At 38.1% G+C, this 12,847-nt stretch carries 11 protein-coding genes; 7 read left to right on the top strand and 4 right to left on the bottom strand.

Annotated elements, in window-relative coordinates; genetic code table 11:
* Positions 1-715 precede the first annotated feature (715 nt).
* Complete coding sequence (gene sds / locus EA365_14665; GenBank protein TVQ42631.1) at positions 716-1,687, top strand: solanesyl diphosphate synthase; 972 nt, start codon at positions 716-718, stop codon at positions 1,685-1,687.
* Here sds and EA365_14660 read toward each other — a convergent pair.
* Positions 1,684-2,634 (bottom strand): glycosyltransferase, encoded by a 951-nt coding sequence (locus EA365_14660; GenBank protein TVQ42630.1) that lies wholly within the window; start codon positions 2,632-2,634, stop codon positions 1,684-1,686. The two genes, sds and EA365_14660, sit on opposite strands and share 4 nt — an antisense overlap.
* Here EA365_14660 and EA365_14655 point away from each other — a divergent pair, their 5' ends adjacent.
* Both EA365_14655 and EA365_14650 read left to right on the top strand, forming a co-directional pair.
* Complete coding sequence (locus EA365_14655) at positions 2,635-3,252, top strand: serine acetyltransferase (GenBank protein ID TVQ42629.1); 618 nt, start codon at positions 2,635-2,637, stop codon at positions 3,250-3,252.
* A gap of 87 nt (positions 3,253-3,339) precedes the next feature.
* Complete coding sequence (locus tag EA365_14650; protein ID TVQ42628.1) at positions 3,340-5,247, top strand: 1-deoxy-D-xylulose-5-phosphate synthase; 1,908 nt, start codon at positions 3,340-3,342, stop codon at positions 5,245-5,247.
* A 44-nt stretch (positions 5,248-5,291) separates the two neighbouring features.
* Here EA365_14650 and EA365_14645 read toward each other — a convergent pair whose 3' ends face one another.
* Complete coding sequence (locus EA365_14645) at positions 5,292-6,584, bottom strand: glycosyltransferase family 1 protein (protein ID TVQ42627.1); 1,293 nt, start codon at positions 6,582-6,584, stop codon at positions 5,292-5,294.
* Between the two features lie 194 nt (positions 6,585-6,778).
* Between EA365_14645 and EA365_14640 the strand changes: the two genes are divergently transcribed.
* The gene (locus EA365_14640; GenBank protein TVQ42626.1) at positions 6,779-8,422 is read left to right on the top strand and encodes a hypothetical protein; all 1,644 of its coding nucleotides are present in this window, start codon (positions 6,779-6,781) and stop codon (positions 8,420-8,422) included.
* Here the strand turns inward: EA365_14640 and pdxA are convergent.
* The gene (gene pdxA / locus EA365_14635) at positions 8,396-9,424 is read right to left on the bottom strand and encodes a 4-hydroxythreonine-4-phosphate dehydrogenase PdxA (GenBank protein TVQ42625.1); all 1,029 of its coding nucleotides are present in this window, start codon (positions 9,422-9,424) and stop codon (positions 8,396-8,398) included. The genes EA365_14640 and pdxA overlap by 27 nt on opposite strands.
* 51 nt (positions 9,425-9,475) lie before the next feature.
* On the opposite strand from pdxA, the gene EA365_14630 reads away from it, so the two are divergent.
* Complete coding sequence (locus EA365_14630; GenBank protein TVQ42624.1) at positions 9,476-9,589, top strand: cytochrome B6; 114 nt, start codon at positions 9,476-9,478, stop codon at positions 9,587-9,589.
* Positions 9,590-9,608: 19 nt separating this feature from the next.
* Here the strand turns inward: EA365_14630 and EA365_14625 are convergent, their stop codons facing one another.
* On the bottom strand, positions 9,609-10,421 hold the full coding sequence (locus EA365_14625; protein TVQ42623.1) for an FtsQ-type POTRA domain-containing protein: 813 nt from the start codon (positions 10,419-10,421) through the stop codon (positions 9,609-9,611).
* 112 nt (positions 10,422-10,533) lie between these two features.
* Here EA365_14625 and EA365_14620 point away from each other — a divergent pair, with 112 nt between their 5' ends.
* Both EA365_14620 and lpxD read left to right on the top strand, forming a co-directional pair.
* Complete coding sequence (locus EA365_14620; protein TVQ42622.1) at positions 10,534-11,838, top strand: serine--tRNA ligase; 1,305 nt, start codon at positions 10,534-10,536, stop codon at positions 11,836-11,838.
* A complete protein-coding gene (gene lpxD / locus EA365_14615; GenBank protein ID TVQ42621.1) occupies positions 11,813-12,838 on the top strand; it encodes a UDP-3-O-(3-hydroxymyristoyl)glucosamine N-acyltransferase in 1,026 nt (341 codons plus the stop codon). The genes EA365_14620 and lpxD overlap by 26 nt, the downstream gene beginning before the upstream one ends.
* The last annotated feature ends 9 nt before the right edge of the window (positions 12,839-12,847 follow it).

Here is a 12,847-nt window from a genome sequence, read left to right as displayed (position 1 = left end):
AGCAAATAATAGTAATAAGTAAATAGTACATAAATAAAGCGTAGCAAGCAAGACAATAAACATGGCAATATTCCCCATTCTCAAGTAAGGTGTACAAATCAGGAGCGAAAGAAAAACGTTGATGCAGTCAACACAAACTTACCCAACCACAACCACTAAGTTGATTAGGTAGTATAAATTTACCAACCTATCCATTAAGGATTTGGTTAATTCCCTGGATACATCGTTTCTTGTTTGATTGGAATAAAGTACTTTAGGAAATCGCTATAAGATAATAGCGACATCTCCCTCTCTGGTTGTTACTTACCTGAGAGCGCATTAGCAGAGCTATACTTATCCTAAAACAACCACGATGTTCCTAGGAATATATTCAATCTTTGTTGATGGGTTTACTTTAGTAGTTTACTTCCGTTGAGCAAAATCAGATTACTCTGACTTTCCTTAAACTCACGCATTACATACCCAAGTCTGTAACTCTCAGTAAACTGTGACCTAGAATACACTTTTATCCTCATCTCCCCAAGGAGACAAAAATTAGAGCGCTGTTCTCTAAATACTTAAATCCCTTACTTTTAAAGTAACATACATTTTGCCAATTTGGTAAAAAATTTTTAGTAAAAAATGGCAAGAAAATTTCTCTCTTGTAAAGATTAGCTTAAAATAAATTAAAGAATATGTAAACTTTCGTAACTATTTTGCCAGATGGGGCTAATCAATGATATCAGCAACTTCCCTGTTTACACCCGTAGATAAAGACCTCAGTCTTTTGACAGAAAACCTCAAGAAACTAATTGGTACACGTCACGCGATTCTAGAAGCAGCAGCAGAACACCTGTTTAGCGCAGGAGGAAAAAGAATCAGACCAGCGATCGTCTTATTAGTATCGAGAGCAACGATGGTAGATCAAGAGATTACCCCGAGACATAGACGTTTAGCGGAAATAACCGAAATGATTCATACCGCGAGTTTGGTTCACGACGACATAGTGGATGAAGCTGAATTAAGACGGAATGTCCCCACGGTTAATAATTTATTTGGTAATCGTATCGCGGTATTAGCGGGAGATTTTCTTTTTGCTCAATCCTCTTGGTATTTAGCTAATTTAGACAATCTCGAAGTAGTTAAACTTCTCTCAGAAGTAATTCGTGACTTTGCCGAAGGAGAGATTTTACAAGGAATCAATCGTTTTGATACAAGTTTATCTTTGGAAACCTATTTAGATAAAAGTTATTACAAAACCGCTTCCCTGATTGCTAATAGCGCTAAATCCGCTTGTTTGCTAAGTGATACATCAGAAACTATAGCTGATAACCTTTACCACTATGGACGTCATCTCGGTTTAGCTTTTCAAATTGTCGATGATCTTTTAGATTTCACTGGTTCTACAGATATACTAGGCAAACCCGCAGGCTCAGACTTAATCAGTGGTAACTTAACCGCACCTGTAATCTACGCTTTAGCAGAAAAACCCTCATTAACGGTATTGATTGAAAGAGAATTTAGTCAAGAAGGAGACATAGAAACAGCATTAGAATTAGTCAGAGAAAGCAAAGGTTTAGAAAAGACCAGAAATTTAGCCCTAGAACAAGCTAACTTAGCCATGCAATACTTAGAAGGGTTAAAACCCTGTCCATCCTTGCAAACCTTACAAGAATTACCAGAGTATGTGATAAGTCGTTTATACTAGATATAATCAATTCGTCTAGCTAATTCAGGTAATTTAGCCTGTTTCTGACCTATAGATCTAGCTTGAAACCCGATTAAACCAATTGGTGTTTTGAGTAAATCAATGGGTTGACCTTCTCCTGTGACGATTTTCAGAGTATCTAAGGGTAATTCTTTAAGTAACCAACGACTTAAACGGTAAACCGTTGCACTGAAGGTTAATTCTGGTCCTAATTCCACTCCGTGTAACTCATGTAGATAACGATTAGAATTGCCATAACGTCGCCATTGTTGGTAAAAATCCCCCAGATTACTACGATGACGATGGTAAACTAGGGCATGGGGAACATATGCTAATTGCCATTGGGTTTGACTCTGAATACGCCAACATAAATCAGCATCACCCCCTGATGTTAAATAAGGACGAAATAAACCCACCTCGGCGATCGCTTTTTGTCTGATCGCTAAATTAGCAGTTTGACCATAGGGAGAAAAAGGATGCTCTACTAACCACTTTTGTGACATCATGTTAACACGTTCAGCGTATTGCTCTAACCAAGTATTTCCTGGTAAAGCTTGAATTTCCCCCACAACTAGAGCGATATTATCTTGAACAAAAGGTTGTACTATTTCGGTTAACCAATCAGCATCAGGACGACAATCAGCGTCGGTAAAGACGAGAATCTCACCAACAGCATCCCGAATCGCGCGATTACGAGCAGCGTAAGCGCTTTGAATCTCCATTTCACTAAGATATTGTAGATTTAAACCTTTTTCGGTTGCGTATTGTACAGCTTGAGTTAATATTTCAGCAGTGCGATCGCTACTATTATTGTCAACCAAGAGATATTCTACTGCAGTCACAGGATAACGTTGCTGATAAATAGCCTCTAACAATCCTGGTAAATCTGCTTCCCCGTTATAAATAGGAATAATTACAGAAACAGTAGGAACGAATTCTAACGTCATATGCCAAAAATTCTCAGACAAATTTGTTTTAACTTAAAAATAATCTCGGTATCCCCCCTATTAATAGCCTTTTTACTTACTGATCAACAAGCAATAATTCGCCAAGACATTGACAGATGGGAGGATTGTTTATCTTGGTCAAAGCGATCGCCCCTTAAACAACTCTTAGCATTACTCCAAGAAGCCCAAGAATTCCGTAATCTCTATTACTATCGTCTCTTCAAGGGTAATATAGCAGGTAAACTAGCCATGTTTTGCCTAAAAATATTCTACCCACCTTGTCCCTACTTATTTCTTGACTTATCCTGTGAAATTGGACCAGGGTTATTCATCCAACACGGGTTTAGTACAATTATTATGGCGGAGTTAGGGGCCAACTGCTGGATTAATCAACAAGTAACCATTGGTTATAAAGACAAAACAGGAAGACCTAAAATAGGTGATAACGTGAGAATAACCGCAGGAGCGAAAGTACTAGGTAACATACAAATAGGTAACAACGTAACCGTAGGAGCTAACGCAGTAGTAGTCAAAGACGTTCCCGATGACTGTGTTGTAGTGGGAATACCCGCTTATGTCCTGAAAAGAAATGGTATCACCGTCAAAGAAAAACTGTAAACAACTATTTTGTTATTATTATTAACCATCCTAATCTTAAAAAAAAGTTAAAGTGTTAAATAGTAGATCTAAATTCAATAGGCCGATATGCACCTAAGTGAAATTACTCACCCGAACCAGTTACATGGCTTGTCGGTTCGTCAACTCGAAACCATAGCACGGCAAATTCGCGAAAAACATTTACAAACCGTAGCCACTAGCGGTGGACATCTAGGACCAGGATTAGGAGTAGTAGAATTAACCATAGCACTTTACCAAACCCTAGACCTAGACAGAGACAAAGTAATCTGGGATGTAGGACATCAAGCCTATCCCCACAAAATGCTCACAGGAAGATACCACGAATTCCATACCCTACGTCAAAAAGAAGGAATAGCCGGTTATCTCAAACGCTGTGAGAGCAAATTTGACCATTTTGGCGCCGGACACGCTTCTACCAGTATCTCAGCAGGTCTCGGTATGGCTTTAGCTAGAGACGCCCAAGGAGAAGATTACAAAGTTGTTTCAGTCATCGGAGATGGTGCTTTAACAGGTGGAATGGCTTTAGAAGCAATCAACCACGCAGGACACCTACCCCATACTAACCTGATGGTTGTACTTAACGACAATGAAATGTCTATTTCTCCCAATGTTGGGGCTATCTCTCGTTATCTTAATAAAGTTCGTTTAAGCGATCCTATACAATTTCTCTCGGATAATTTAGAAGAACAATTTAAACACCTCCCCTTTTTAGGAGAATCTTTGACACCAGAAATGGAGAGAGTCAAAGAAGGGATGAAGCGTTTAGCGGTTTCTAAAGTTGGTGCAGTTATTGAAGAACTAGGTTTTACCTACTTTGGACCAATCGATGGACATAACCTCGAAGAATTAATCAATACCTTTAAACAAGGACACCGCATCAAAGGTCCTGTACTTGTTCACGTAGCTACAGTTAAAGGGAAAGGTTACGAACTCGCCGAACAAGATCAAGTCGGTTATCACGCACAAAACCCCTTTAATCTCTCTACCGGTAAACCTATACCCTCCAATAAACCCAAACCCCCAGGTTATTCCAAAGTATTTGGTCATACACTCACCAAACTAGCTGAAGATAATCCCAAAATTATGGCGATCACCGCAGCTATGGCTACTGGTACAGGTTTAGATAAATTACACGCTAAATTACCGAAACAGTATATAGACGTGGGTATAGCTGAACAACACGCCGTCACCCTAGCCGCAGGTTTAGCTTGTGAAGGAATGCGCCCCGTTGTAGCTATTTATTCTACTTTCCTACAACGTGCTTACGACCAGATTATTCACGACGTTTGTATTCAAAATTTACCCGTCTTCTTCTGTTTAGATCGCGCGGGAATCGTTGGGGCTGATGGTCCTACTCACCAGGGAATGTACGATATAGCCTATTTACGTTGTATTCCTAACATGGTGATCATGGCTCCGAAAGACGAAGCAGAATTACAAGAAATGATCGTCACAGGAATTAATTACACCACAGGACCGATCGCCATGCGTTATCCTCGTGGTAGTGGTTTCGGTGTTCCACTCATGGAAGAAGGATGGGAAGGATTACCCATAGGTAAAGCCGAAATTCTGCGCAATGGGGAAGATGTCTTATTGCTAGGTTACGGTTCAATGGTTTATACGGCTATGCAAACCGCCGAAGTTCTCAGCGAACACGGTATAGAAGCTACTGTGATTAATGCTCGTTTTGTCAAACCCTTAGATACTGAGTTAATTTTACCTTTAGCTCAACGTATCGGTAAAGTGGTTACCCTAGAAGAGGGTTGTTTAATGGGTGGATTCGGTTCAGCAGTAGCCGAAGCGTTAATGGATAATAATATTCTTGTTCCACTTAAACGCTTTGGTATCCCTGATAAATTAGTAGAACACGCCGAGCCTAATCAATCTAAAGCTGATTTAGGTTTAACTAGTCCTCAAATTGCTCAAGAAATTAGAGAGGTTTTCTTTAAAGAGCAATTATCTACTGTTAGTTAGTTATCAAAATGGCTTCAGAATTAATTCTGAAGCTAATCTTTAACTTACTTCAGTAACTGCTCATAAACTTCTACCATTCTCTGAGCTTTTGCAGTCCAAGTAAACTCTTGGGCACGCTTAACAGCATTAACAGACATTGCTTCTCTTAAGGAAGGATTTTCTACTAATGTCTCAATATTTTCTTTAAGTTTTGTTACAATAAATTCTCTAGAGTTCGGCTCAATCTTAAACCCTGTTTCTTCAGTGACATATTCACCAATCCCCCCATTGTTAACTACAATTGCAGGCAGACCATTAGCGAATGCTTCTAAAACAACTGCCCCGCCAAATTCCCGAACCGAAGGGAAACAAAAAATATCAGCATTTCGATAATAATCTACTGTTTGCTCTTGAGGAACCCAACCACTAAATAAGACCTTTGATTCTAAGTTTAACTGTCTAATTTGTTCTTCTAGTTTCTGTCGTTCTGATCCGTCTCCAACAATAGTTAACAAGATTTTTTCTTGCACTAATTGCTTTAAATTACCAATAGCTTCTATGACCATGTCAGCACCTTTATAAGGAACTAGCCTCCCCACAAATAATAGCTTGATAGTTCGTTTTTCACCTTCTTGATCCTTGGCTTCTTCTTTTGACTCTGGATATTTAAAAAACGATTCAGTTAATCCATTTTCATATAGCAATTCTAAACGTTCATCTTCAATGTTAAATAATTCTTTAACTAAGTTTAAAGTATAAGTAGAACCAGCAAATATATAATTAGCTTTTTCGTAAGTTTCTCTATATCCAGGAATAATAAATCTTCCTACTGAACGCAAAAAATTGAAATCACTAAATTCTTGCTTAGCCACTTCTTGTAATCCTTTTGGATAAGGTACACCTCCATTAACAGGACCAATAACGACAGGAGTATTCTGACATACCCTAATCAGCTTTAAAGGATAACGTGGCATCATAGGAGTAAAGAAATGAACTAAATTATATTCCCCTTGAAGAATAGGTTGTTTAAATTGATTATAAACAATATTATTAAATTCTTCGTAAACAGGATATGTAAGAGTGTGATGTATTGGCCAAATAGTCCTATTTTTAAAAGTACTGAGTTTGGCTGCTAATTTATAATACTGCTTAATAGTTTTAGATTCTTCTATGTAAACTATATCTCTATTGTTACGAATTTTTTCTAGTGCATCTTTATTTCGTTCATGAGTCACAAGAGTTAGATCGACAAGCTTGCTTAGATGCTCAAATACCTGATAACCTTCTAATGGAACTGAAGAAAAAGTTGGGTTACACTGTTCACAGACCAATAAAGTTTTTATTTTTTGCCTAAACATAACTACTATTACAGACTAATAAAACTGACTCCAGTATATACCATATTATGAACAAGTCAATTTATGAAATAACCTGTTATTATGTTTATGTCAATAAAGTTTTGTAAATATTCAAAATAATGCTTGCGAAAAAAAACTATATAATAATCGCTTTATTCTTGATTACACTTTTGTCTATTATTTTGTTAAACAGTGTGACTCAACCTCAAAACAATTCAGCGGGATTGGTCGAATCTAAAACAATGGCTCAAAATCCAAGCAATCAGGCTAGTATAGCAGCTAAACCAGCTTTAGGCAATGATATAGGTGGACTAGCTTATTATTCTACTCAATGGGTGTTTGTTGACTTAATGAAACAAGGTTCAGAATGGATTACTCAAAATGTGACTCCAGGAGGTCCTGGGAATACACAAATGATTGATCAGATTCCCCTGGATGAAAACGGTTATCCTTTAGAACTTCCCTTTATTGCACCTGATGGTACTCCTCAAAGAGTTATTACCTTAACAGGTAATCCAAGCTATCCATCAGGAGATTATATCTTATTATTTGACGGAGAGGGAGAAATAGAAATATTTGGCAGAAACCTGAGTTATCGACAAGAAGGACCAGGACGTTATAGAATCACTCGAACCGATGGGGATAGAATTAATATCGCTATTGTTAAATCTGTTAAAGGTAATCATATCCGTAATATGCGTTTGATTATGCCAGGATTTGAGGATAATTACGCAGAACAAATCTTTCATCCACTTTTCCTAGAGCGATTACAACCTTTTGCAGTACTACGTTTTATGAATTTAATGAATACCAATAATAATCAAGTAATAACCTGGGAAGACCGCACAAGGACTGATACTTACACCCAAGCCAGAAATGGCTATGGTATGGCTCCTGAATATATTCCTCAACTTGCTAATAGAACACAAGCTGATATTTGGATCAATATGCCACATCAAGCCGACGATAACTATATCAGAGAATTGGCTACATTATTAAAACAAGAATTAAATCCAGATAAGAAAATTTATGTAGAGTATTCTAATGAAGTTTGGAATGGTCAGTTTCGACAAACTCAATGGTTGTACCAAGTGGGCTGTGATAATCCTGATACTTTTGTAGCAAATCAAGGTAATAATGATTGGGGAATAGCAGGATGTGATGATTTTTTATCCAGTGTTAATTTTCATGTGCAAAGGTTAGCAAGAATAGCTGAAATATTCGATGAAGTTTTTCAAGAGAACTTTGAAGATCGCATTATTATAGTTGCTGCTTCTCAAGCGGTTGGCCCTTATCTATCAGAGCAACTATTAGAACGCTTCAGTAATCCTAAGCTTAATCCTCAAGGATATAAACCTGCAGCATTAGCGGTTGCTCCTTATTTTGCTTTTAGAGCAGATCGAGCGGAAAAAGTTGACGAAAACATTACTGTTGATGAGTTGCTAGACTTAGCTCAAGAACATATAGAAACTAGGGTTTTAGAATTCGCCTTGCAACAAAAACAAATAGCCGATAAGTACAATGTTGCTTTAATCGCCTATGAAGGTGGACAACATTTAGTGCCACGTCCTATGCAAAGACAAACTCAATTAACACAAACCATGATTGAAGCTAATAGACATCCACGTATGGGTGATTTATATCGGGAGTATCTCAAAAACTGGTTTGATACAGTAGGAGGAGGAGTTTTTGCTAATTTCTCTAATGTAGGTACTCCTACTCACTTTGGTAGTTGGGGTGTATTAGAATATCAAGACCAAGCTATTAGCGAAGCACCTAAATATCAAGCTCTTTTGGATATTATTGATTATTTAGAGCAAAAAGCGGGAGTTAACTAGGCTAATCCCCCATTTAATCGCTTCTTGAAAACTAGTAGCATCGGCTTGACCACAACCTGCAATATCAAAAGCTGTACCATGATCAGGGGAAGTTCTTACAAAAGGCAACCCAATAGTAGTATTAACCGCTTGGGCAAAAGCCATTAACTTGACAGGAATTAAACCTTGGTCGTGGTATAGTGCTAGATAAGCGTCAGCAGTCTTAATGGTTTCGGTATTTTGATACCAAGCTTGACCAGGTTTCACCCACAGAGTATCAGGTGGTATTGGACCGCTTAATTTAATATTCTGATAACTTTGGGTTTGTTCTGCTAACCAAGGTATTAACCAATCTTGTTCCTCTGTTCCTAATTTCCCTTCCTCTCCACTGTGGGGGTTTAATCCAGAAATCATAATCTCGGGGTGAGTAATCCCAAAATCTTGAACTAAACAATCAATTAATAACTCTAGTTTCTCTGTCAGGAGTTGGGGGTTAAGTCTTAGGGGAACTTCTGCTAAAGGGATATGAGTAGTAGCCAGAAGAGTTCTCAACACCCAGTTACTATAGGGCGATCGCCCCACAAATAACATTCCATATTTACTCACACCTGCTCTACTCGCTAAAACCTCTGTTTGTCCTGGATAATTATACCCCGCTTTTTGCCATAAAGATTTAGCAATGGGTGCTGTTACAATCCCTGCAAACTTCCCCTCAAGAGTAGCGGCGATCGCTTTTTCTAAATAAATAAAACTAGCTTCTCCTGTAGCTGCTGTTCCCTTTCCAGGTTCAATCTTACTCTCTAAGGGGACATCCCAGACTAAGATATCCTCGGGATTGACTAAGTTTAATTGTTTGTGTAAGCGTTGATAAGTATTTTTCAGTACCTCTAAACTACCAATCACAGTAATATTGCACTCAGTCTGAAATTGAGGGTTACTCAAAGCTTGTAGAATAATTTCTGGACCTATCCCCGCAGGATCGCCCATAGTAATAGCTAGATTAGGTAAAAATGATTTAGGCATATTGTGTCTGAACTGCTTTAAAATAAGTATGATATCTTAGGAGTAAAGTTAATGACAGCAGAAAGTATGTTACTATGGGGTACAATTTTATGCCCTGTTTTGATTCTCTTTGGTTTAGCTTGGGGTTTTCTACTACTCAAAATCCAAGGAAGTCAAGCTGAATAATTTAGCAATTTTGCCCTCTTTAAGAAGATTTTAGCTTCACAGAGGGCAATTGGGGATTACTCAAATCAATATACTCTATCTTACTAAAATCCAAAGGTTCTCTAGCTCCTTTCATGAGTCTAATTACTTCTAACTGTGATTCCAGCTGAGTAGGATAATTACCAAGATAAAATAACCCTAACTCAGTTTTTAACATGATCACTGTAGAACTTGTCCACTCAACCTCAAAGATTCTCACTCCCGAATTTTGACTAAAATTAAAAATATCCACCCAATAAGACTGATATTGAGGAGAAAACCCAATCACAGTCAGGGTAGGTTGAGTAAAATCATCACCATCGCGATAAAAATGCTCAGGAATAAACACCCCTTCTCTATCTAAAAACCCCAATAAGATTTTACTAGGTGAAAGGGTTTGTTGATTTAACTCCGAAGCCAAGACTAAAGCAACGGGTTGTCTCTCTTGAATATAAACATTAACACGCACAGGAAGTACCTGACGTGTAATTTCAGCATCAATAATTGGTTGACTAGATTCTAATTGTTCAATAAGATTATTAATATTCAGACGCCACAAATATTCAGGGTAATCCAGAGCAATCAGAGAACGCACATCATCCTCACCCATTAACCGATTACCCCTAACTTCGATTTGTTGATTAGTTTCAACCATCCAATAGGGTAACTTCAATCCCCAAAATACCCCAGCAGTCAAGCTACTAAAAAACACTAATCGCCAAGTAGCTTGCCAAAAATTAAGACTACGACGCCAACGCAACTCTTTACGTCTTTGTTTGTCAATATTGCTATTAATAGGTTCTATTCTGACCATGGTTATAAGATTTGACTAGAATAAAGAATATTCTACAATTTTTTAGGCTAATCAAATTAGCGCGAAAATACCTTAAAATAAATTTTCAACTAAATCATGGAGTCAAAAATTAGTGTTAGATCTCAAACAAATTAGAAATAATCCTCAAGAGGTACAAAATCGCTTAAACTTGCGGACAGCTAACACATCAGTCTATGATTTAGCCGCAATACTCAAGCTAGATCAAGCACAACTAGAATTAGAAGCTACTCGTACCAGTTTACAGTCTCGTAGTAACGAAATTGGTAAGTTGATTGGGCAAAAAATGCAAAAAGGTGCTACCCCTCAAAGTAACGAAATTACAGAACTCAAAGCCGAGGGTAATCAAATTAAAGCACAATTGAGCGAGTTAGAACCCCAAGAGAAAGAATTAAAAAGCCAAATAGAAGATTTATTATTACAGTTACCTAATTTACCTAGTATCTCAACCCCTATCGGTAAAAGTGAAGCAGATAACATAGAAATTACTACTTGGGGAGATGAATATAAAAACCCTAACCCCAGTATCCTACCTCATTGGGAAATAGGCGAAAAATTAGGTCTTCTCGAATTTGAAAAAGCCGTCAAAATATCTCAAAGTCGCTTTGTCAATCTGATTGGAGTAGGTGCAGCTTTAGAACGTGCTTTAATTAACTTTATGCTAGATAGGCAAATCGCTGCAGGTTATGTAGAAGTAATGCCACCAGTACTAGTCAATAGTAAAAGTTTAACAGGAACTGGACAATTACCCAAATTTGCTGAAGAAAGTTTTAAATGTGCCCAGGATGATTTATGGTTAACTCCTACAGCTGAAGTTCCCCTAACCAATCTCTATCGAGAGGAAATTTTAGAAGAGAGTCAATTACCTATTTTACATTGTGCTTACACTCCCTGTTTTCGTAGAGAAGCGGGAAGTTATGGGAAAGACACCCGAGGATTAATTCGACTACACCAGTTTAATAAGGTGGAATTGGTGAAAATTGTTCACCCTGATACTTCAGAAGTTGAACACCAAAAGATGGTTAAAAATGCTAGCGCTATTTTAGAAGCTTTGCAGTTACCCTATAGAATCATTGAACTCTGTACAGGAGATATCGGTTTTAGTGCGGCTAAATGTTATGATTTGGAAGTTTGGTTACCCTCTGCGGGTAAATATCGGGAAATCTCTAGTTGTTCTAATTGTACAGACTTTCAAGCTAGACGGGCAAATATTCGTTTTAAACAAGCAGGGAAAAAAGGTACTCAGTTTGTCCATACTCTCAATGGATCTGGTTTAGCTGTAGGTAGAACTATGTCTGCTATCTTAGAAAATTATCAACAACCCGATGGAACTATTAAAGTTCCTGAAGTCTTACAACCATATCTAAAAAGAGATGAAATTAAGCCAAATTGTCCCTAAAGTTAGCCATCTAGCACATAGTTTAACTAATAATCCCGAAATTGACCCAGAACTAAGCGGAATCTCTGCTATAGATGAAGCAGTGACAGGGACTATCAGTTATATAGAGGGAAAAAAATACGCTCATTGGGTAGCTAAAACTAACGCTTCCGCTCTGATTATACCTCCTGATCCAGCCTTAGAGGCGATCGCTTCTGAACGTCAGATTCCTTGGTTAACTAGTCGTGAACCACGCTTGAGTTTTGCTCAGGTTATTGCTTTATTCTATCAACCCTTTCGCCCTCAACCTGGTGTCCATCCTACTGCAGTCATTCACCCTTCGGTTAGGTTAAGGAAAAATACTTATATAGGTGCTCACGTAGTTATCGAACAAGATGTTTTTCTCGGGGATGATGTTTGTATTTATCCTAATGTGGTGATTTATCCGGAGGTAACTATAGGCGATCGCACTATCCTCCACGCTAATTGTACTATCCACGAACGCAGTCAAATAGGTAAAGATTGTGTTATCCATAGTGGCGCTGTAATCGGTGCTGAAGGATTCGGTTTTGTGCCTACTCCCACGGGATGGTATAAAATGCAGCAATCTGGCATAACAGTTTTAGAAGAGGGGGTAGAAGTAGGTTGTAATAGCGCCATCGATCGCCCTGCGGTAGGACAAACCCGTATCGGTAAACAAACCAAAATAGATAATCAAGTGCATATAGGACATGGTTGTACTATCGGTGAAAATTGTGCTTTAGCAGGACAAGTAGGCTTAGCAGGAGGTGTAACTATAGGTAATCGAGTGATTCTCGCAGGACAAGTAGGTATAGCCAATCAAGCTAACATAGGAGATGGGGCGATCGCTTCTGCACAAGCAGGTATTCATAATGATATTAAAGCAGGAGAAATAGTCTCGGGTAGTCCTGCTATTAACCATAAAACTTATCTCAAAATAGCGGCTATTACCCTACGTCTTCCTGATATTTATCAATTCTTTCGGGATAAACAGAAATAATCACCAGAT

Source organism: Gloeocapsa sp. DLM2.Bin57, assembly GCA_007693955.1.
Lineage (GTDB): Bacteria > Cyanobacteriota > Cyanobacteriia > Cyanobacteriales > Gloeocapsaceae > Gloeocapsa.
The sequence above is the reverse complement of the archived record's forward strand: the minus strand, read 5'-3'. Positions and strand labels throughout refer to the sequence as shown.